General features: G+C 71.9%; 18 protein-coding genes. 8 read left to right on the forward strand and 10 right to left on the reverse strand.

What is annotated here, in order from left to right:
• Nucleotides 1-11: 11 nt before the first annotated feature.
• Complete coding sequence (locus AC3EUV_RS15005) at nucleotides 12-995, reverse strand: BtrH N-terminal domain-containing protein (protein ID WP_435603107.1); 984 nt, start codon at nucleotides 993-995, stop codon at nucleotides 12-14.
• A 142-nt stretch (nucleotides 996-1,137) separates the two neighbouring features.
• Nucleotides 1,138-2,448: an SGNH/GDSL hydrolase family protein gene (locus AC3EUV_RS15010; RefSeq protein ID WP_435603108.1), complete on the reverse strand. Its 1,311-nt coding sequence runs from the start codon at nucleotides 2,446-2,448 to the stop codon at nucleotides 1,138-1,140.
• 281 nt (nucleotides 2,449-2,729) lie between these two features.
• Between AC3EUV_RS15010 and AC3EUV_RS15015 the strand changes: the two genes are divergently transcribed.
• From AC3EUV_RS15015 to AC3EUV_RS15030, 4 genes are all read left to right on the forward strand, one after another.
• Nucleotides 2,730-4,073, forward strand: coding sequence for a DUF445 domain-containing protein (locus AC3EUV_RS15015; protein ID WP_435603163.1), 1,344 nt, complete (start codon nucleotides 2,730-2,732; stop codon nucleotides 4,071-4,073).
• Between the two features lie 66 nt (nucleotides 4,074-4,139).
• Nucleotides 4,140-4,937, forward strand: coding sequence for a class E sortase (locus AC3EUV_RS15020; protein WP_435603109.1), 798 nt, complete (start codon nucleotides 4,140-4,142; stop codon nucleotides 4,935-4,937).
• An 11-nt stretch (nucleotides 4,938-4,948) separates the two neighbouring features.
• Nucleotides 4,949-5,182: a DUF3311 domain-containing protein gene (locus AC3EUV_RS15025; RefSeq protein WP_435603110.1), complete on the forward strand. Its 234-nt coding sequence runs from the start codon at nucleotides 4,949-4,951 to the stop codon at nucleotides 5,180-5,182.
• Nucleotides 5,179-6,768, forward strand: a complete 1,590-nt coding sequence (locus AC3EUV_RS15030; RefSeq protein WP_432140845.1) for a sodium:solute symporter family protein — start codon at nucleotides 5,179-5,181, stop codon at nucleotides 6,766-6,768. Before AC3EUV_RS15025 ends, AC3EUV_RS15030 begins: the two co-directional genes overlap by 4 nt.
• On the opposite strand, the gene AC3EUV_RS15035 is transcribed toward AC3EUV_RS15030, so the two are convergent.
• The 3 genes from AC3EUV_RS15035 to AC3EUV_RS15045 all read right to left on the reverse strand — a co-directional run bounded on the left by AC3EUV_RS15035 (nucleotide 6,746) and on the right by AC3EUV_RS15045 (nucleotide 10,207).
• Complete coding sequence (locus AC3EUV_RS15035) at nucleotides 6,746-7,714, reverse strand: SCO0930 family lipoprotein (RefSeq protein ID WP_432140844.1); 969 nt, start codon at nucleotides 7,712-7,714, stop codon at nucleotides 6,746-6,748. The genes AC3EUV_RS15030 and AC3EUV_RS15035 overlap by 23 nt on opposite strands.
• 199 nt (nucleotides 7,715-7,913) lie before the next feature.
• A complete protein-coding gene (locus tag AC3EUV_RS15040; RefSeq protein WP_435603111.1) occupies nucleotides 7,914-9,458 on the reverse strand; it encodes an NADH-ubiquinone oxidoreductase-F iron-sulfur binding region domain-containing protein in 1,545 nt (514 codons plus the stop codon).
• Nucleotides 9,455-10,207: a hypothetical protein gene (locus AC3EUV_RS15045; protein WP_387241770.1), complete on the reverse strand. Its 753-nt coding sequence runs from the start codon at nucleotides 10,205-10,207 to the stop codon at nucleotides 9,455-9,457. Before AC3EUV_RS15045 ends, AC3EUV_RS15040 begins: the two co-directional genes overlap by 4 nt.
• Nucleotides 10,208-10,785: 578 nt before the next feature.
• On the opposite strand from AC3EUV_RS15045, the gene AC3EUV_RS15050 reads away from it, so the two are divergent.
• Nucleotides 10,786-11,586 carry a PucR family transcriptional regulator gene (locus AC3EUV_RS15050; protein WP_018091333.1) on the forward strand — a complete coding sequence of 267 codons (801 nt, stop codon included), beginning with the start codon at nucleotides 10,786-10,788 and terminating at the stop codon, nucleotides 11,584-11,586.
• Between the two features lie 254 nt (nucleotides 11,587-11,840).
• Here the strand turns inward: AC3EUV_RS15050 and AC3EUV_RS15055 are convergent, their stop codons facing one another.
• The 3 genes from AC3EUV_RS15055 to AC3EUV_RS15065 form a co-directional block, all read right to left on the reverse strand.
• A complete protein-coding gene (locus AC3EUV_RS15055) occupies nucleotides 11,841-13,301 on the reverse strand; it encodes a DUF1996 domain-containing protein (protein ID WP_435603164.1) in 1,461 nt (486 codons plus the stop codon).
• 215 nt (nucleotides 13,302-13,516) lie between these two features.
• Nucleotides 13,517-14,164: a DUF4142 domain-containing protein gene (locus AC3EUV_RS15060; protein WP_435603112.1), complete on the reverse strand. Its 648-nt coding sequence runs from the start codon at nucleotides 14,162-14,164 to the stop codon at nucleotides 13,517-13,519.
• A gap of 214 nt (nucleotides 14,165-14,378) precedes the next feature.
• Entirely contained in the window at nucleotides 14,379-16,277 is a 1,899-nt protein-coding gene (locus AC3EUV_RS15065; protein ID WP_432140841.1) for an AMP-dependent synthetase/ligase, read from the reverse strand.
• Nucleotides 16,278-16,442: 165 nt separating this feature from the next.
• Between AC3EUV_RS15065 and AC3EUV_RS15070 the strand changes: the two genes are divergently transcribed.
• The 3 genes from AC3EUV_RS15070 (at nucleotide 16,443) to AC3EUV_RS15080 (ending at nucleotide 18,937) form a co-directional block, all read left to right on the forward strand.
• Nucleotides 16,443-16,748: a DUF6412 domain-containing protein gene (locus tag AC3EUV_RS15070; protein ID WP_432140840.1), complete on the forward strand. Its 306-nt coding sequence runs from the start codon at nucleotides 16,443-16,445 to the stop codon at nucleotides 16,746-16,748.
• Between the two features lie 99 nt (nucleotides 16,749-16,847).
• A complete protein-coding gene (locus AC3EUV_RS15075; protein WP_435603113.1) occupies nucleotides 16,848-17,864 on the forward strand; it encodes a YidC/Oxa1 family membrane protein insertase in 1,017 nt (338 codons plus the stop codon).
• 215 nt (nucleotides 17,865-18,079) lie between these two features.
• Nucleotides 18,080-18,937 carry a fumarylacetoacetate hydrolase family protein gene (locus tag AC3EUV_RS15080; RefSeq protein WP_435603114.1) on the forward strand — a complete coding sequence of 286 codons (858 nt, stop codon included), beginning with the start codon at nucleotides 18,080-18,082 and terminating at the stop codon, nucleotides 18,935-18,937.
• Here AC3EUV_RS15080 and AC3EUV_RS15085 read toward each other — a convergent pair.
• A complete protein-coding gene (locus AC3EUV_RS15085; RefSeq protein ID WP_432140837.1) occupies nucleotides 18,924-19,286 on the reverse strand; it encodes a hypothetical protein in 363 nt (120 codons plus the stop codon). The genes AC3EUV_RS15080 and AC3EUV_RS15085 overlap by 14 nt on opposite strands.
• 235 nt (nucleotides 19,287-19,521) lie before the next feature.
• A complete protein-coding gene (locus tag AC3EUV_RS15090; protein WP_432140836.1) occupies nucleotides 19,522-20,718 on the reverse strand; it encodes a helix-turn-helix domain-containing protein in 1,197 nt (398 codons plus the stop codon).
• Between the last annotated feature and the right edge of the window lie 18 nt (nucleotides 20,719-20,736).

Below are 20,736 nucleotides of genomic sequence, written 5' to 3' on the forward strand. Positions count from 1 at the left end.
CGGACAGGCCCCTAGAGCATGCTCAGTGCCTGCATCGCCTCGCGTTCGATGCGCGAGAGGTCGTGGAGGAGGGCGCCGGCCCGTGTGAGGTTCTCCGCGTCGCCGGATTCGCCGGCCGCCGCGAGGAGTGCGGCCACCTGTGTCCAGAGGGCGGCGGCCTCGGCATACAGGCGGTGGCCGGTGCGCAGGTGGCTGCTGTCGGTCAGCTGGGCGCACTCGGCGAGGAAGTCCCGGTAGAGATTGCGGAACAGGGCGCCGCCGGTGCCGGCCTGCTCCATGAGGACGGCGGCCCGTGGCAGGTCCTCCCGCGGACTGCCGCTGCGCGCCGGCCACTTCGGCACCTGCTGGGCGGTCTTCTCGATGCCCCGGTGGCCCAGGTTCGCGATGGGCGGGTTCAGGAAGGCGTCGGCGCAGTTCTTGATCGCGGGGATGATCCGGTCCTGTGGTGGCGTCAGGTCGCCGGGCGCGGTGAGGGTGAAGGAACGGTGCCTGGCGGTCATCGGGCCGCGCTCGGCTCGGGCCCTGGCCAGGCTTGCGAGGCCGGTCGAGACGGCGCCGCCCTGCGGGGCGGTGTCCACCAGGTAGGCGTCCTGTGCGTCGTAGCCGTACATGGCCACGACGTGCCCGCCGAAGTGCACCTTGGTGCTGAAGTAGTCCAGGTGGTAGCTGTCGAGCTGAAGGCCGACCGGTCGGCCGGCGTCGAGGGGTGCCGCCACGTTCTGCCACGCCTTGCGCGGGGAGGTGGTCTCCGCCACCAGCAGCTCCAGCCCGAGTACGGCGGCCAGGTTCCTGGTGAGCTCGAACGGCTTGACCCGGCCTCCCAGGAAGGGAAAGCCCATGGCTTTGCTGTCCCAGTAGAGGAAGGACAGCCCGGAGCCGAGCCCGAACAGCATGGGCTCGGACAGATCGAGTCCCTCATGCCGCAGCAGCACGCCCAGCGCCGTCGTCTCGCAGTGCTGCATACCGCGGGCATCGATGTCTTCGACCATGGCCATGCCGCTCAGTCTCCTCCCTCACCGGACGGCGACGCCGGGGAGGGGCCTGCCGGGCCACCGCGTCCCGGGCGGATCGCCCCGGGCCCGCCCGCCCCGCCGCCCGCGCGGGCCGAATTCGGGGCGGCGGTCTGCTCCGTCGGGGTTACAGCGCGGCCGCGACCGACTGCCTGAGGTGGGCGAGGTTCACGGCGTAGGCCATCGCCCGGAAGCCCTCGTCGCTCGGGTGGAGGTGGTCACCGGAGTCGTACTCGGGGCGCAGCCGCCCCGGCGACGCCGGGTCCCGCAGCGCCTTGTCGAAGTCCACGACCTCGTCGTAGACGCTGCCGGAGCGGATGATCCGGTTGACCTGTTCGCGGACCGAATTCAGCTGGGTGGAGTAGCCGCGGTGTCCCCCGAACGGCGTCAGGGTGCTGCCGATGACGCGCAGCCCGCGGGCGTGCGCCTCCCGGACGATCTGCCGCATCCCGCCGACGATCTTCTCCGGGTCGAGCTGGCGGGGGGTCTTGAACAGGTCGTTCAGCCCGATCTCGACGATCACCGCCTTCACGCCGGTACGGGACAGCGCGTCGCGCTCCAGCCGGGACAGCACACTGGGCCCGTTGTTGGGCGAGAACCGGCTGCCGTTGACCAGCAGCCGGTTGCCACTGATGCCCTGGTTGAGGACGCCGTAACGGGGCGCGCCGGGCTCGGTGCGCAGCCGGGCGGCGAGGAAGTCCGTCCAGCGGTGGTTGGCGCCGGCGGTGGAGGTGATGCCGTCGGTGATGGAGTCGCCGATGGCGACGACCGCGCCGCGGGCCTGGGTGCTCCACACGTCCACGCCCGTCAGATACCGCCAGTACGGGCTCTGCTCGGTGTAGGCGGCGCCGGTGGCGTCCTCGGCGCGGTCGCCGCGCGCCAGGTAGGAGGTCTGCCGGGCGTACGGGTGGTAGGTGGCGGGGCCCGAGGGGGACGGCGAGTACGTGGTGACCAGCAGGTCCGCGTCGCCGGGCACCTTGAGCCGGGCCGGGTCGCTGGTGACCGCGCCGCCCGCCGGGATGGTCACCGCGGGCTTGCCGCCGAACGACAGCCGCCGCATGGTGCCGCTCGCGGCGGTGGGGTTGCTGGGGGCCGCGGCCAGCGCCAGCGAGGCGTGGCTGACCACCAGCGGCCGGGTGCCGTAGAGGTTGGAGAGCTGGATGCGGACGCCGGAGCCGCCGACGCTGGTGTGCACGACATTGCGTATCGACATGCCCGCGTAGCCGTTCAGGGTGCCGGGCTCGGCGGCCGCGGCGGCCGCCGACCAGGTGCCGACCCACTGTCCGGAGACCGCGGGGGCCGCGGGGTCGCGTGGCTTGTGCGGGGAAGTACCCGGACCGCCGTCCTCGCCGCCGAAGCCGACGAATATCGCGGTCGAGATCAGTACCACCACTGCTGCCAGACCGGCGAGCAGGGAGTAACCCACACTTTTCTTCATGCGGGAGAGGTCTCCTGGGTAAAGCGGAGCGGCACGCTCCGGGCGGGCAAGGGCAGCGGATGATCAGCGGCACCGTTGCGGTCCGATCGGTCCTTCATGATCCCACGGACCTCGGGGGCGCCGCCCGGCGCCCCGTTCGATGCCTCCACGGCATGGACGCGGGGAACTCGTGGTTCGTTCCAGGAGTAGGTCACAGTGGGACTACGGCCGGAACGGAGGCCGGCGTGCGGAGCAGGATAGGCCGTAAGGACGGTGGGGGCACGGTGGGAGCGGTGGAGCGGATGGAACGGACAGAAGCGGACACGGTGCATGGGGCGGAGCGGGCGCCGGTGGTGGGCGCGGCGTCCCCCGGGCCGGCCGGCGGGTTCGTCCTCGGTGTCGCCGACGAGGAGCGCCGGCGCGCGGTGCGCCGGATGAAGAGGCTGGCCACCGGCCTGCTGCTGGCCGTCGCCGTGGTCTATGTGCTGGCGAAATGGGCCGGATCCGCCGGGGCGGGCGACTGGACCGGGTTTGTCGCGGCGGCCGCGGAGGCCGGGATGGTCGGTGCGCTGGCCGACTGGTTCGCGGTCACCGCGCTGTTCAAGCGGCCGATGGGGCTGCCCATTCCGCACACCGCGATCATTCCCGCCAAAAAGGACCAACTGGGTCAGAGTCTGGGGGATTTCGTCGGGGAGAACTTCCTGTCCGCCGAGGTCGTCCGCCGCCGGCTGCGCTCGGTCGGCATCGGCCGGCGGCTCGGCGGCTGGCTCGCCGAGCCCCGCAACGCCGACCGGGTCACCGAGGAGGTGTCCACCGCGCTGCGCGGCGCGCTGACCGTGCTGCGCGACTCCGACGTACAGGCGGTGGTCGGTGAGGCGATCACCCGCCGGGCGCACGCCCAGGAGATCGCACCCGGTGTCGGCACCCTGCTGGACAGGGTCGTCGCGGAGGGCGGCCACCGGCGGGTGGTGGATCTGGTCGTCGCCCGCGCCCACGACTGGCTGGTGCTGCACGCCGACTCCGTGATGACCGCGGTCTCCGGCGGCGCGCCCGGATGGACCCCGCGGTTCGTCGACCGCAAGGTGGGCGACCGGGTCTACAAGGAGCTGCTGCGCTTCGTCACCGAGATGCGGGACATGCCCGAGCATCCGGCGCGCGGGGCGATCGACCGTTTCCTGCGGGACTTCGCGGACGATCTGAAGTCCGACCCGCAGACCCGGGCCAAGGTCGAGCGGCTCAAGTCCGAGGTGCTGGGGCGCGGCGAGGTGCAGGACCTGATCGCTTCGGCCTGGGGCGCGGTCCGCGCGATGATCGTCGCCGCCGCCGAGGACGAGCGCAGCGAACTGCGGCTGCGGGTCCGGGCCGCGCTGCTGTCCCTGGGCCGGCGGCTGGCCGACGAGGAGCGGCTCCAGGGCAAGGTGGACGGCTGGCTGGAGGGCGCGGCCAGCTATGTGGTGACGACCTATCAGAGCGAGATCACCTCCCTGATCACCGACACCGTCGCGGGCTGGGACGCCGAGCACACCTCGCGGAAGATCGAGGCGCACATCGGCCGGGACCTCCAGTTCATCCGCATCAACGGCACCGTCGTCGGCGCCCTGGCCGGGCTGTGCATCTACGCCGTCTCGCACGCCTTCGGCGGCTGACCCCCGCCGCCCGCCGGGCCGTGCGCGGCTCTGGAGACCTGCGCCCGCAGGGCTTACGGTGCCCGCGTGCGGGAGCGGATACCGGTAGTCGTGCAGGGGCGGCGCACCCGTCGCTCCGGTGCCGTGCGGGCGCTGTGGACGGGCGCGGAGCTGGCGGTGACGCTCGGCGCCGTCCTGCTGCTGCTCGTCGTCCACCAGCTGTGGTGGACCAACCGTCAGGCGCAGCACGCGGCGCGGGACACGGTGGGCCGGCTGGAGCGGCAGTGGGACGCCCGGCCACCGGCACCCGGCCCGGCGCCGGAGGCCGGCCGCACCGGCGCGCGGTCCGCGCGAAGCGCCCCGCCGGCCGGTCCGCCCGGCCGCGCCGGGAGCCGCCCACCGGCCCCGCCGCAGGACCTGGCGTACGCCGTGCTGCGCATCCCCCGGATCGGGCTCACCGCCCCCATCGCGCAGGGCGTCGGCAAGGCCGCGGTCCTCAACCGGGGCTATGTCGGCCACTATCCGCACAGCGCGCAGCCCGGCCGGGCCGGCAACGCCGCGCTGGCCGGGCACCGCAACACCCACGGCGAGCCGTTCCGCCACCTCGACCGGCTGCGGCCGGGCGACACCGTCCTCGTCGACACCGCCGAGGCCCGCTACACCTACGCCGTGCAACGCACCCTGCCGCGCACCACCCCCGGCGACGGCACGGTCCTCGCCGCGGTCCCGTACAGCAGCGTGCACCCCGCCTACCGCTTCACCGCGCCGGGCGCCTATCTGACGCTGACGACCTGTACACCGGAGTACACGTCCACCTACCGGCTGGTGGTCTGGGCCGAGTTGAGGTCGACACAGTCCAGGCGGGACTTTGCGGACACCCCCTAGGCTCTCGCCTCATGCGAAACCAGACCCCCGGCGGCCGGTCCCCGGGTTCGAGAAGGCGTCCCGCGCTGCTGTGGCTGCTGTTGCCGTATGTGCTGTTCCTGGTGGCGCTGCCGCTGGTGAACCGGGTGACACCGACCGTGCTCGGGCTGCCGTTCCTGTTCTTCTGGATGCTGCTGGCGACCCTGGCCACCCCGCTCGCGGTGTGGCTGGCCCGGCGCGGTGACCGTGCGCGGGGGCGCATATGAACGCCGCCGTCTCGACCACCGTCTTCGGTGCCTTCATGGTGCTCACCGTCGTCCTCGGCCTGCTCGCGGTGCGGCGGAAGGGCACCGAGAAGGGGCGGCCCGCAGGGCTTTCGGAGTGGTCGGTGGGCGGCCGGAGTCTGGGGACGGTCTTCATCTGGGTGCTGATGGCCGGTGAGAGCTATACGAGCTTCAGCTACCTCGGCGCGGCCGGCTGGGGCTACAACTCCGGTGCCCCGGTGCTCTATGTGCTCGCCTACATGTCCTGCGGCTATGCGCTGGGGTACGTCGTCGGGCCGATGCTGTGGGCCTACGCCCGCCGGCACGGGCTGGTCGGGATCACCGACATGATCGCGCACCGCTACCGCGCGCCCTGGCTCGGCGCCGCCGTCGCCCTGCTCGCCACGGTCTGTCTGCTGCCGTACATACAGCTCCAGATCACCGGCATGGGCGTGGTCGTCTCGACCATCTCCTACGGCGCCATCAGCATCAACTGGGCCTACTTCCTCGGCTTCGCGGTCACCACCGGCTTCGTGGTGGTCAGCGGGCTGCGCGGCAGCGCCTGGGTCTCGGTGCTCAAGGACGTCCTCGTCATCGGCACCCTCGGTTTCCTCGCGGTCTATGTGCCGCTGCACTACTTCGACGGCTACGGGCCCTTCCTGGACCGGCTGGTCGCCGAGAAGCCGCAGTGGCTGACCTTCCCCGGGCACGCCTCGGGCGGCCTGGGCCAGGTCTGGTTCGTCACCACCACCCTCGTCAACTCCCTGACCGTGGTGATCTTTCCGACGACGGTGGCCGGCTATCTCGGTGCCCGCAACGCCGAGGCGCTGCGCCGCAACGCGCTGTACCTCCCGTTCTACAACGTGCTGTTGTTCGTGCCGATGCTGCTGGGGATGGCGGCGCTGTTCGTGGTGCCCGGTCTGACCGGTGCGGACTCCAATCTCGCGCTGTTCAAGATGGTGGTGGACTCCCTTCCGGCCTGGGCCGTGGGGCTGGTCGGGGTGGCCGCCGCCCTCTCCTCCATCGTGCCGATGGCCGTGTTCATGCTGGTCATCGGCACGATGTGGGGGAGGAGCGTGCTGGGCGCGATCCCTCGTCTGAACAAGGGGGCGGCCGGGGCGGCTTCCGGGGACGGCGGGGGAGGGGCGGCGGGCGGACGGCAGAAGCTGTGGTCGCAGCTGGTCGTGGTGGTGGCCGGGGCGCTGGCGCTGCTGCTGACCTACACCGCCCCCGACACCCTCGTCCGGCTGTCCCTGATTTCGTACGAGGGCATGGCGCAGCTCGTGCCGATGCTGCTGCTGGGGCTGGTGTGGCGGCGGCTGACGCTGCACGCCGCGGTGAGCGGCCTGGTGGCGGGCTTCACGCTGGTCTGTGTCCTGGTCTTCGGGGGACACGACCCGGTGTGGGGGATGAACGCGGGGATCGTCGGGCTCGCCGTGAATGTGGCGGTGGCGCTCGCGGTCACCTGGCTGGGGCCGCGCGCCGCGGACGAGAGGCCGGACGCCGAGGTGCTGGCGCTGGACGACGAGTTCCCGCGGGAGGGTGTGCCGTCGCAGGGCGGGCGGCTCAGCCCTCCGGTGTCGTCGTGATCTTCTTGCCCTCCTTGGAGACCGCGAACCACAGGCCCATCTTGCCCTGGCCGTTGATGTCACCGGGCTGCTCGTCGCCGGTGAACCAGTAGACGGGCCAGCAGTCGACGGCCAGCTGGCGGGTGCCGTCGGGGCGGGTGACGGTGCTGATGAGCTTGGGGGCGATGCCGTTGAGCTTGGAGCGGTCGGCGGGCTTGGCGGGCTTCCAGGTGTCCAGGCAGGCGTCGTTGCAGCCGAACTTCATCGGCCAGGCGCTGTCCTTGTTGAAGCGGTAGAGGGTGCGGCCCTTGCCGTCGACGAGGATGCCGCCGAGGTCGGGGTGGTTGAACACCGAGACGTCCGCGGGCTCCTGGGCGCCGGCCTTCTTGCCGTCGGGGGCCAGCGCGTTCCAGGTGCCGCCGACGCCCTGGCCCTTGGTGTCACCGGCCTTGGTGTCCTTGATGTAGCGGTAGGCGGGCCAGCCGGCGATGGTGAGCTGCTTGACGCCGTCGGCGCGGGTGACCGAGCCCAGCTTGCTCTTGTCGATGCCGGCCGGGGCGTTGGCGCCGTTGGCGGGGACCGGCGGCCAGGTGGTGGCGCAGGACCCGTTGCAGTTGGACTTGGCGGGGTCCGGGGTGTCCTTGTCGAAGCGGTAGAGGGTCATGCCCTTGGCGTCGGTCACGATTGTGCCGATCTTGGCGTCCTGGCTCAGTTTCAGCTTCCCGGCGGCGGGCGCGGCCTTGGGGGCCTTGCCGGCGGCGTCGGCGCCGCCCGCCTGGCCGCCGGAGCCCGAGCCGCCGCCGGAGGAGCCGTAGCCGTAGTCGCTGGTGCCCTGGCCGGCGGGCTGGACGTTGTCCGCGCTGGTGGTGCCGGGGGCGCTCTGGGTGCCGCTGCTGCCGCAGGCGGTGGTCAGCGCCAGGGTGGCGACCGCCGCGGCCGCGAGCGCCGCACGACGTCGATTGATCATGATGTCTCCTCTGCCGGTGGGTGGTTCCGTCGTTGCTGAGGTGGTGACCGCGTTGCCGTCCGGTCGCCCGTTCCGGTCCGTTGCGGTCCGGTCCGGGCGGCGGCGGGGTGCCGTCGCCCGGGGAATACGCGCTGTGGGGTGCCGGGCGTTCAACGGCGCCGAAGAATTTTCTCCGGGCGCAAAAGCCGTCCCCGGTAGGTCAGTTGCCGCCCTGTACCCGCATCGCCAGCGCGGGGCAGCGGCGCACCGCGAGCTGGGCGCGGCGCCGCATCCGGGCCGGCAGCGGCATGCTGGCGGACTGCGGATAGCCGTCCGCGCCGAGCTTCACGACGCCGGGCACGACATCGGCGCACAGGCCGTGGCCGCGGCACAGCGTCCAGTCGATCAGCAGCCGTTCCTGCGGCGGCGCGGGCGTCCGAGTGGGGGTGGGCGCGGGGGCGGCGACGGCCAGCGGCGGGTTCCCGGTGACCGGCAGGGCACCGGTCACCGGGCGGCCGCAGCCGAATCCCTTCGCGTGCCGCTCGAACTCCTCGGGGAAGGACCGCAGGGCCGAGGCGACAAAGCGTGAGGTGCCGTCAGGATGGCTGCACGCGCCGCGCTTCTCCACGGCCCGCATCCGGGTCTGCACGGCCTCCAGGGCGGCCTCCCCGCCGCCCCGTACGGCGCGGTCGAGCTGGTCGGCGAGCGCGGGCAGGCCGAGCACACAGGGGCCGCACTGGCCGGCCGACTCGGCGGCCATCCACTGGGCGACGCGGACCGTCTCGCCCGCCGGACAGGTGTCGTACGGGATCGGCAGCACCGCCCCGGCGCCGAGCACCGCGTTGTACTCGGCCAGCGACTCCTTCGACAGGTTCGCGGTCAGCGCGTCGGCGGGGGAGATGAACGTGCCGTGGTAGCCGCCGATCAGCACGCCCTGCCCCTGGTCCATGCCGCACAGCGCCAGGACCCGGGCCAGGGAGACGCCGTAGGGGACCTCCACGACCCGGCTGCCGGCGACCGTCAGCAGCAGCGTGCCGGGCTCGGTGGGCAGGCCCGCGGTGCGGTAGCCGAGGGCGCCGAGGCGGGCGGCCACCGCGAGCTGGGCGTAGGTCTCGGTGTTCGACAGCAGGGTCGGCACACCGTTCAGCCCGCGCTCGCTGGAGCGGATCTTGCGGCCGGAGGGCAGCCCGGGGCCGCCGCCCAGCCCGTTCGTCATGGCCGAGCCCTCGCCGGTGACGAACCGTTCGGTGAGCAGGGTGACCCGTAACGTCGGCCGGACCGGGCCGCGTTCGTCGATGGCCCGCTGCACCGAGCTCAGCACGTCCGTACGGGTCACCCCCAGGGCGACCTCCTGCGCGCCGAGCGCGTCGGCGGCCAGCAGCGCGCCGTCGAGCACCAGATGCGGGGCGTGCAGCAGCAGCGCGGTGTCCTTGAGGCAACTGGGCTCCCCCTCGCTGCCGTTGACGACCACCGCGCCCTTTCCGTCCGCCCGCTTCATCCCGTCGATGACCGCGGTCAGCTTGCGGGCGAAGGGGAAGCCCGCGCCGCCGCGGCCGCGCAGATCGATGTCCTCGGCCAGCGCCACCAGCTCCTGAGGGGTGAGCTGGGGGAGACTGCCGTGCCCGGACAGGTGGGCCACCCGGTCCATGCGGGGTATCTCGTCGAGGCCGGCCAGCAGCCGCGGCGGCCCGAAGGACGCCAGCGTCGGTACGGGCTCCGTCTCGGCGAGAGCCGGCAGCAGTTGGGTGGGGGCGGGGGCGGTCATGGGAGTTCTCCTGTGTTCCTGCGTGCGTCGCGCAGCCGCAGGGCGAGTCGTACGGCCACCGCCGTGAGGCAGATGGCGTATCCGGCGACGGCCCAGCCGGCCGCCGCGCGCCCGGACTTGAGACCGTGCACCAGGGCCAGGCCCCAGGCGAGGTAGGCGCACATGTGCAGCGCCCGCCACCAGCGGGCGCCGGACAGGCCGGTGAAGGCGCCGCGTACCGCGCCGGTCACCGCGACGGCGATGAACGTGTAGGCGGCGAGGGTGCCGAGGCCGATGAGGCCGGGCCGGGCGCCGTCGGTGAAGGGCACCGCGGCGGCCGTGGCGCCGGTGTGGCCCTCGGCGATCTTCACCCAGATGTGCAGGCCGAGGAAGCCGAGTCCGGCGACCGCGGTGCCGCGGTGCACGGCCTGGGCGAGCAGCCGGTGCCCGGAGTGCAGCACCATGCGGTCGGTGGCGGCCAGGCCCCACAGCACGGTGACCGACAGCGAGACCAGCGCGAGGACTCCGGCGCCGAAGTCCAGGAAGCGCATCAGGGTGTCCGCCGCGCCGGAGTGCAGCGTGACGGCGAGGAAGAGCAGCAGTGCGGCCGGAAGCGCCGGACGGAGTACGGCAGTTCCGGCGAATCCGCCTCCGGGGGCCCGCCGGTCCGGCGGGCCGGGTTCGCTCGGAGGGCGCCGGGGGCGGGGCACTGAAGGCGAGGGCCGGGCACGGTGTGCGGCGCGGCGGCTCTGCAAACGCGGTGCGGACATCGGACCTCCCGGTGTCGGGGCACGGGTGCGGGATGCGAATTTCTATGAAATCTCCCGGGGGTGGTATTTGCCCGTGGCTTTTGTTCGGGTGACCCCCGGTAACACTAAACATTCTGTAACCAGGTGGATACGCAGGGCCGTAATCCGGATGTGCAAAAGCATCTCCGAACCTGTTCAGGCTTTCGTAAGGTTTATCGCGCTGTGACAAATTCCTGCACTGGCATCGCGGTCGCGCGGGGGGACTCCGGATGATGCCGACTCAGGCGCACGGGGAAGCGCCAATCCCCTGTACCAGCCGCATCCCCGCCAGGATCGAGGTAGCGATGTGTGATCTCCTGAACCGCATCTGGTCGCGTCCCCGCGGCGAGTGGAACCGGGTAGTGAGAAATGAACTCCCGGATCTCGCCGAGAAGTTGGTCGCGGAGTTGCAACGCGGATTTCCCGCATTGTCCGCACTTCTCGGGGATACTCCCGTAGAAGACGCACATTGGGCGCTTGAACAGGCCTTGCTGACAGTTCTGGGGTACCAAAAAGAGTCGGAAAGTAAACCTCCGGCAGTACCCTCAGTTGTCACTCCGATGCCGGTGGCCCGGGCCCGCCAGGACCTGTTCGACGTGCTCGCCGGCCAACGCGAGGTGCCCGAGGAGGGGTTGCACGAGCTGGCCCGCGCCGCGGGCTGGCCGGTGCCCGACACCCTCCAGGCCGTCGTGCTCGCCACCCCCGCCGAGGCGCCGCAACTCGCCGCGGCGCTGGGGCACGCCCTCATCGGCAATGTCGAGGGCTACACCTGTCTGTTCGTCCCCGACCCGGCCACCCAGACCCGGGCCCGCCTGGAGGCGGCGCTCAAGGGCCGCCCGGCGGCGGTCGGGCACGTGGTGCCGGCCACCGACACGGCGTCCTCGCTGCGGTGGGCCCGGTATCTGCTGACGCTGGCCCCGAGCCGGGTCGGCCCGGAGTCGCGGCCCGCGTTCGTCGACGACCATCTCTCGGCGCTCCTGCTGCTCCAGGACGAGTCGCTGGCGGACGCGCTGACGTCCCGCTGGCTCGGCCCGCTGGAGGAGCTGACGCCCCGGCAGAGCGAACGGCTCGAAGTCACGCTGCTGGCGTGGCTGGAGGGCGGAGGCGCCCCTGAGGCGGCGAAGCTGCTGCATGTGCACCCGCAGACGGTCCGGTACCGCTTGCGCCAGATCGAGAAGCTCTTCGGGCCGGTGCTGCGTGATCCGCGGACCCGCTTCGAGCTGGAGATGGCGCTGCGCAGCCGGCGTCTGATGGCCCATGTCCGCAGCTACCGCGCACGGGCCGGCCGCCGCGCCCGCGCCGTCGCATCCTCCATACGCCCGCTCGGCATGGCCCGTGAGGCCCGCGTCAACGGCCTTTGAGGGACCGACGGATGAACCACCGCGCCCCTTGAGCTGACCGCCGGCCGGTCCGACGGCGTACCGCCGGCACCACACCAGCCCCTCGGCGCAGAACAGTGGCCCCGCCCCGGGAATCCGGGACGGGGCCACTGCGTTGTCGGGTCCAGGGGGCCCAGCGGCCCCTTAGGGGACGTCTCCCCTAAGGGGCCTGAGGGCCGTAGCCCTGAGGGCCGTAGGCGGCCCTGAGAGCCGTAGCCCTCAGGGCCGCCGCCCCGTCAGGTGCATTCCTGGCCGTTGTTGATGCAGTCGACCGCCTTGCTCATCAGCTGGTCCGGCATCACGTTGATGAAGTCACCGTGGTCGGTCACCGGTTTGTGCAGCTGTTCGGGGAAGCTGTCCACCGCGAAGCTCTGGCCCTGCGGGACGTCGTAGGTGATCCGCTGGACGAGCTGCGGGATCGCCTTGAAGCCGCTGGGGCAGTTGCCGTTCTGGTCCGAGAACGTCACGTGGTCACGGTGGTTGCCGCTGTCGATGTCCCGGCCGTTCCAGCAGTTCTGGAAGGCGAAGGTGCGCACGACCTGCGAGCCCTCCGGGCACAGCGGGTACTTGTCCTTCAGCTGCCGGTCCTCGAAGCCGGTGCAGCTCCAGGAGGCGTTGGCGTTCTTGGTGCCGTTGGTGAACGCCTTGGCGTCGCCGGTGATGATCTTCATGAACCGCGGCATCGCCTCGACCTGGCCGGACTGGCTGCCCCGGAAGGTCAGGGTCACCGTCGCCGGCGTCAGCGTGGTGCCGACGTTGGCGTCCTGCGCGGCGCCCGGCTTCTGCTCCGCGTTGCCGTCGAGCTTGCGCAGCACCGGCCAGTAGTGGGTGGACTGGTCGCCGTTGTCGCAGGTGGTGTCGGAGGCGGCGAGCTTGTTGTCGTCGGCGAAGGCGTCGGTGGCCTTGTTGCCGACGTAGTCGTGGGTGTGGTGGGCGCCGTTGCTGACGCCCGGCGTCACGATGACGTTGTCGGAGTTGAAGTGGCCGTCCTCATTGCGGCCGCACTCGGTGGTGAAGGTGCCGGTCGAGGCGTTGCCGCCCTGGGGGGCGGCGAACGGCGGGGCGTCCGCGTTCGGCTGGACGTTGTTGATGTCGACGAAGTCGTCGGGGGACGGTCCGCCGGGCTGGCCCTGCTGCTGCCCGCCGTCCTGCGCCTGGCCCGGGTCCTGGCCCTGCACCTGACCGGGGTCCTGGGTCTGGCCCTGGGTCTGCCCCTGCGTCTGGTTCTGCGGGGTCTGGCCCTGATACCAGCCGTCCTGCACGGACTTCGTGGAGTCGTTGCCGCCGGCGCCCGCGCCCTCGTCTACCGGCTTCATGGTGCAGCCGCTCATCTTGAGCAGGTAGCCGGGACGCTTGGCGTCCTTGGAGATCGCGGTGACCATCATCCTGATGGTCTTCTCCCGCTGTGTCTTGAGCCCGTTGAGGACGCTGTCGCCGGTGCCGCCCATCATCTTGTGGTACGCGTCGTGCACCTGCTTGTCGAGCGCCGACAGCCCCTTGGAGACCGGGAGCTTGGCGCTACGGGGTACCTGGCGCAGCCGCTCGCCCACATCGGGGCAGGAGAGCGTGAAGGCGCTCGCGGTGTGCTGGGAGTGGCCCGCCGCCGCGTCCGTTGTGCTGTTGCCGGCCAGCGCCGTGGTGGCGTAGGCGGCCAGGCCACCCCCGCCCAGCAGCAGGGCGGTGGCGCCGATCAGCATTCTGTTCGTCAAACGCGAGCGTTTATGGGCTTGTTGCCGTTGCCTCATGAGATCACTTCGCTTCGTCCGATGTGAGGGGTGTCGGTTGGTGCGGGTGTCGTTTCTTCCGGGTCGCGGGTGGTGGTGGGCGCGGGGCGTCCCCCGCGGTGGGCGGGGGAGTCCGCCGCCGTCCGGGCCGTCGGCCGCGCCGCCGTGACATGTCAGAGCTCCGGGGCCTAGCTGCTGTGCAGCGTGTCGAAGTCGACGCCACCGGTCTTCTCCAGCGCCGTGATGTGGCTCAGGACGACGACGTTGGCCCGGTTCGCCAGGGAGCGCACCATCGAGTTCTTGGTCTGGTCGCGGACCAGGGCCACCAGGCCGAAGACCTTGCCGTGGGCGCGGCGCAGCAGCTCGGCGAACGTCGGGGCGAAGTCGTCGCCCTGGGCGGCGTTCATCTGGGCCAGCCAGCCCTGCTGATCGGCGTTGGGCTGGTTGGGCAGGGAGACGCCCAGCGCCCGCCCGGCCTCGATCGACCTGCGGTCCAGCTCGGTGTGCCCGGCGACGAGAATGGCGCCGGCGCTGCGGACCGCCGCGGTCTGCCCGCGCTCCTGCGCCTGGCGGCCCGCGGGCAGTTCCCACAGGCCGGCCAGTCTGACCTTGCGCACGAAGTCCCGGTCCATGGCGGTCAGCGGACCGTAGCGGGTGTTCACCGTGCCGCCGCCGTCATCGTCGTAGGTGACGGTGTTGGTCGCCGCGGATGCCGTCTCACCGAAGAGCTGGACGGGCAGCAGCAGCGCCGCGAGCGTGGCCACGAGGGCGGCCACGACCAGTCCGGTGGCGATGGTCCGCCCGGATGTTGCGGAATTGCTGAGGATGGACCGCACACGGCCTCCCGGTTCGTCCGTACGTGAATGCCACCGGACGCTAAGTGCCCCAACAGGCCTGCGGACGTGGGTCCTCACCCCTGGACAAATAAAGACCGGGCCCGCCGCGGCACTGCTACGGTGCCGCGGGCGGGCCCGGCCGGATACGGGTGACGTGCGCCGGCTGCCGTATGCCCGGCCGGGCCCGTCCAGAGGTTGGCCTCGTCCTGCGCTCTCAGCGCGCGTAGAGACCCGCCGCCGCCCATCTGCGCCGGTCCTGGCGGGTCTCGGGCTCCTCGCGCCGCCCCTGGGCGTACAGGGCGTCGATCTCGGCCGCGTAGCGCCCTACGATCGCCGCCCGCCGCAGCTTCCGCGACGGGGTCACCAGCCCGGCCTCCTGGCTGAATTCGCCCGGCAGCACCCGGAACGCGCGGATCGACTCGGCCCGGGACACCGACGCGTTCGCCCGTGCCACCGCCCGCCGCACCTCCGCCTGGAGCTGCTCCTCCGGCGTCGGCGCCCCGCTGTCGGCGCCCGGCTCCTCGCGCAGGTGGTGCCAGTGCTCCAGGGCCTCCGGGTCCAGCGTGATCAGCGCGGTCACATACGGCCGGTTGTCGCCGACCACCACGCACTGCGAGATCAGCGGATGGGCGCACAGCCGCTGTTCCAGCCCCTGCGGGGCCACGCTCTTGCCGTTGCTGGTGATGATGATGTCCTTCTTGCGGCCGGTGATGACGAGATAGCCGTCCTCGTCCAGGTGCCCCAGGTCGCCGGTCGCCAGCCAGCCGTCGTACAGCCCGCTGTCCGGTGCGCCGTCCTCGTCGAGATAGCCGGCGAAGACCACCGCGCCGCGCACCCACACCTCGCCGTCCAGCGCCAGATGCACCGCGCTGCCCGGCAGCGGCATGCCCACCGTCCCGAAGCGCACCCGGCCGGGCGGCTGTACGGTGATCGCGCCGCTGGTCTCCGTCAGGCCGTAGCCGTCGTAGACGGTGATCCCGGCGCCGGCGAAGAGCAGTCCCAGCTCCCGCAACAGCGGTGAGCCGCCGGAGACCGCGGTGCGCACCCGGCCGCCCAGCAGCTCCCGGATGCGGGAGTACACCAGCCGGTCGTAGAGCGCGTGCCGGGCCCGCAGGAACGGGTCGGGGCCGCGCCCGGTTCCCTGCGCCTCCGCCGCGAGGGCCTCCGCGTAGCGCACCGCCACCGTCATCGCCGCGTCGAACGTCCGCCGCCGGCCCGCCTGTTCCGCGGCCTGCCGGGCGCGGGCGCAGATCTTCTCGAAGACGTACGGCACCGCGAACAGGAACGTCGGACGGAACGAGGCGAGCGCCGGCAGCAGTTCGTCCGAGGTGACATCGGGCTGATGGGCGAGCTTCACCCCGCCGCGCAGACACGCCACCTGCACCATCAGCCCGTAGATGTGCGCGAACGGCAGGAAGGCCAGCAGCGAAGGGCGTTCGCCGGGCGCGGCCAGCAGCCCGCCCCAGCCCGCGTAGAGGGTGTCGCACCCCGCGGCGAGATTGGCGTGGGTGATCACGCAGCCGCGCGGGCGGCCGGTGGTCCCCGACGTGTACACGATCGCCGCGATGTCACCCGGGCCGACCGCGTGCCGCAGCCGGTGCACATCGGCCTCGGTCAGCCGGGTGCCCTCCTCCGTCAGCCGCCGGACGCAGTCCAGGTCCAGCTGCCACAGCCGGCGCAGCGTGGCCCGTGCGTCGCAGGCCTCCGCCACGGTCATCGCCTGTGCCTCGTTCTCCACGACGATCGCGGTGACCTTCGCCCCGGCGAGGATGCCGCGCAGCTGCTCGGCCGAGGCGGTCGGATAGACCGGGACGAGCTGCCCGCCGATCGCCCACAGCGCATAACTGAACAAGGTCCACTCGTAGCGCGTACGGGACATCAGCGCGACCCGGGTGCCGGGCCGTATCCCGTCCGCCAGCAGCCCCCTGGCCAGGGCCATGACCTCGTCACGGAATTCCGCCGCCGATACCTCCTGCCAGTCGCCGGGTGTGTGGTCGTCACGGCGGGCGAGCTGAGCGAAATCCGGCTGGTGGACGGCGGTGTCGAAGACGGAGTCGGCAAGACCGCCGCTCCGTAGTGGAGCCGCCAGGGCCGGGACGCTGATGTCGCGCACAGCACCTCCTAGGTGTTCCCCCTTGATTTCCCCCTGCTCCCCGCCGCCCCCGACGGCAGAGAGGGCGCAAGCTACCGGCCGGCCTCCCGGCTGCCCAGAGATGTGGCTACTCTTGAGCGGAAGACGACAAGTTGTGACGACCGGACAACCTGAGGAGGGCGCCGGATGTACCGCATCGCCGATGCGTGGCGCCTGTACACCTCAGCGCTCCTCTTCGTCCTCGCCGGCTTCCTGCTCACCCAGACCGGCCTGACCACGGCCCTGACCGCCGCCGCGACCACCACCGCGCTGCTGCTCCTGTGCCGCGCCTTCCTGATCGCGGGCTCGGCCCGGCCGATGCCCCCCGGGCGGATCCGTACGGCCATCCGCGACCGCGAGCGGCGTACGGCCTTCCTGCCCCAACGTGATCCCGACGCGGCCGGCCGCCCGCGCCCCCGAGCCCCGGGCCGTCCCCTCCCGACGGCCGCGTAGGCGCACCGGTCCGGTCCCCGTACCGCTCGTTCCGCGTCCGCGCGGCTCGTCACGCCGAATCCACATCCCGGCACGACGAGACCCGTGGAGGGCTCACCCATGTCCATGTTCGGCTTCCTCGGCGAGGCGCTGGCGCACGGCGCCCAGGCGATCGCCCCGCTCTTCGGCACCGCGGCCATGGCCGCCGCCATCATTCTGTTCACCCTGGGGGTCCGCGCCGCGCTGCACCCCCTCGCCCGCGCCGCGGCCCGCGGCGAGAAGGCCCGTACGGCACTCGCCCCGCAGCTCGCCGAGCTCCAGCGCAAGCACAAGGGCAACCCCGAGCGGCTCCAGAAGGCGATGGCCGACCTGTATGCCGAGACGGGCTCCTCACCCCTCGCCGGCTGTCTGCCGACGCTGCTGCAACTGCCCGTCTTCTTCGTGATGTACCACCTGTTCTCGACCGGCGGCGGAGACCTCCTCGACCACACGCTGCTCGGTGCGCCGCTCGGCGGCCACTGGACCGAGGCACTCGCCGACGGCGGCGTCTTCGGGCCGCAGGGGTTGGTCTACGTCGGACTCTTCGTGCTGGTCGCCGCGGTCGCCACCTGGAACTTCCGGCGGGCCCGCGCCACGATGGCCAAGGCCCCGCAGCCGGCCGCGGGCAACGCCGCGATGCCCGGGATGGCCTCGATGGCCAAGGTGATGCCGCTGCTGTCCTTCGGCACACTGATCACGGTGGCGGTGGTGCCGCTGGCCGCCGGGCTCTACATGGTCACGACGACGACCTGGACGGCGTGCGAGCGGGCGCTGCTGCACCGGGAGCGGGGGCGCGGCGCGGCGGAGGCGGGCGCGGCGGCCGCGGCGGCCGCACCGGGGAAGGGGAAGGCGGCTGCGGCGAAGGGGAAGGCGGCCCCCGCCGTGGGGCAGTCGTCCACGGCGGCGGCAGCGGCAGCGGGAGCGGCAGTGGCGCCGGGGTCCGCCGCGGCGGACGGGGCGCCGGGTGAAGGTTCCCGCCCGGCGCAGCAGCGGGCGGACCGGCGCGCGCCCAAGAGCCGCGCGGCCCGGCAGCGGGCGGCCCGCGCCAGGGCCAACTCGCAGGCGCGGGGCACCTCCGAGGCCACCTCCGGGGCCTGATCCCGCCCGGCCGGCGAGCCGGCTCCGCGGTCCGGCGGCAGGGCTCCCGCCCCGCACATCGCCACTACCTCCCAGTAACGGTCCAGTCCGTGAACGGGGTCTTGCGGACCGGACCCCGTTCTTGGACGATCAGCCAAATCGCTCGATGGCCGTCCCCCATCGGCCGGCCCGGGAGACCCCTTCCGGGCCGACCTTCGACCACGGGAGAGGAACCGATGAAGCTGCTGCGTGTCGGAACGGTGGGGACGGAACGCCCGGCGCTGCTCGACGAGGACGGGACCCTGCGGGACCTGTCGGGCCTGGTGCCGGACATCGACGGCGCACTCCTCGCCGACGCGGAAAAGCTGGCGAGGATCCGCACCGCCGCCGCCTCCCGCGAGCTGCCGCATCTCGACGCGGCCGGGCTGCGCACCGGCCCGCCGGTGGCCCGGATCGGCAAGATCGTCTGCATCGGGCTGAACTACCACGACCACGCCCGGGAGACGGGCGCCGCGACCCCCGCGGAGCCGATCCTCTTCATGAAGGCCCCGGACACCGTCGTCGGCCCCGACGACACCGTGCTGGTCCCCCGGGACAGCGTGAAGACCGACTGGGAGGTGGAGCTGGCGGTCGTCATCGGCCGGACCGCCCGCTACCTGGAGACCGACGCACAGGCGCTGGCCGCGGTGGCCGGCTATGCCGTGGCGCACGACGTCTCCGAACGCGCCTTCCAGATCGAGCGCGGCGGCCAGTGGGACAAGGGCAAGAACTGCGAGACCTTCAACCCGCTGGGCCCCTGGCTGGTGACCGCCGACGAGGTACCCGACCCGCAGAACCTCGCCCTGCGACTCTGGGTCAACGGCGAACTGAAGCAGGACGGCACCACCGCCGAGCAGATCTTCCCGGTCGCCGAAGTGGTCCGCTACGTCAGCCGGTTCATGACCCTCTACCCCGGTGACATCATCAACACCGGCACCCCGGCCGGCGTCGCCATGGGCCACCCCGACCCCAAGCCGTATCTGCGGGCCGGCGATGTCGTGGAGCTGGAGATCGAGGGGTTGGGGCGGCAGCGGCAGGTACTCAAGGGCGCCTGAGGGGGCGGGGGGTGGGGGGCGCGTCGGCGGTCTCGTCGAAATCCAGCGTGTCGTCGTGGTCCGGCGCCGGCAGCCGGGCGCCCCGGCTCTCCGCGATCCGTTTCACCTCATGCAGCGACTCGGTCAACTGAAGTGCCAGCAGGTGGATTTCGCCGGCCGTCCAGGCGCGTGCGATGAGTATGCGCGTTGCTTGATCGAGGAGTTCTCCCGCCATGTCCAGTTGGGTGCTCTCGGCGTCGTCGGCAATGCGGGAGAGATAGCCCGTGCCGTCCCCGACGAGATAGCACGGTTTTCCATCCGTCCCCGTCCACGGCAGCAGCCGCACCACATCCGGCGGTCCGCTGGTCATACGGTCACCGCGCTCTCGCACCTCGTCGACCGAGGGCGGCCTGGTGCTGGAAGTAACCGGCGCAACAGCGAGGCGAAGATCCGGGCGATACCGTGCGGCACGTCGACGCTCCATTCAGCGTGGGACTGCCCTGGGCCGTTGGCGCGGCCACGGGGTCTTGACTACACGTCAGACTGCCGACGGGTGGCGACGGGGAGTTGCACCGCACCGTGCAACTTCCCACCCGTGAGGTGGGCTAGAGGCCGATCCACTCCGCGTACCGCGCCAGGCCCCCGCTCCGTGTCCGCTCACGTCGTTTGAGAGCGAGCACGGTTTCCCGCACGGTGGGGTGGTACCGCGTCTGTTGCGGAGCGGCCCGTCGGGCACGTTGCAGACAGTCGAGCGCCTGCCCCGGTTGGTCTGCCCAGGTGTGTGCCCTGGCGAGGTCCATCCAGTGGTGACCGGCCCGGGAACGGGTCCAGCCGCGTGGGATACGCACGTCCTGCGCGAGTTCCACGGCGCGTCCGAACTCGTCCAGCTCCGAGGCGATGGCCACGGAATGCACCGCGACGTTCGTGGGTCCCCAAGTGACCCCGTAATCCGGCAGCTCGCCTGTCTCCTGGGCGAGGGCGCGGGCTTCGGCAAGCCGGGCGTCTGCGTGGTCCCCGTCTTTCGCCCTGCCCGCGATCACGGCAGCCCGTAGGTGCATGACCCCCTGCATGGCCTTGATACCCGCGGGACGGCGTGCGCCTTGGCCGTCAAGATCCCGCAGCGCCCCGTCAATCACGCGCATCCCGACGTCGTACCGGGCAGACGACAATGTGGTCTGTGCGCGGAGATAGGCGTGCATGGCGGCCAAGCCGGGCTCGTCCGCGCGCGGGGCGGTCCAGGCGAGACGGTCCAGCGCCACCGTGGCGAGGTCGATATATCCAAAGTTCCAGGCCACGGTGAACACACAGCGAAATGTTCCGGCAAGGCATTCGTACGCCTGCCGTTGCTCCTCACCCGACGCGGTGTGTACGGCCTGGACGGACTCGTCGATCAGCCCTGGCAGGTCACGAACCATGTCCGTGTACTCCGCTTGGCGGCGCCGCAGGAGCGCGCGTTGTACATCGGCCCGGATGAGTGGAGCGGCACGGGGAGTCGTCTGCCAGTCGAGCGGGATGTCCCAGTTCTCCATCCCTTCGCGAATGGGCTGTATCAGTGCATCCATCCGGTCCCGGCGCAACTCGTCGGCGTAGGGCTGCCCCAGAAGGTCGGAGGTGGAGACGCTGAGCGCGCGGGCACACGCCGCCACGAAAGCCGGGGAGGCGGGCTTCTGCCCACATTCCACTTTTGACAGCAGGGACTTGGAGACATTGGCGCGTAGGGCCAGCCCCTGTTGCAGAAGGCCGCGCTGCTTGCGGTATCGGGCGATCCGGGTGCCGGTGTGCTCTTCGATGCTCGGGGGCACGATGAACTCCGTTCTGCG

The sequence above is a fragment of the Streptomyces sp. bgisy130 genome (genome assembly GCF_057708345.1).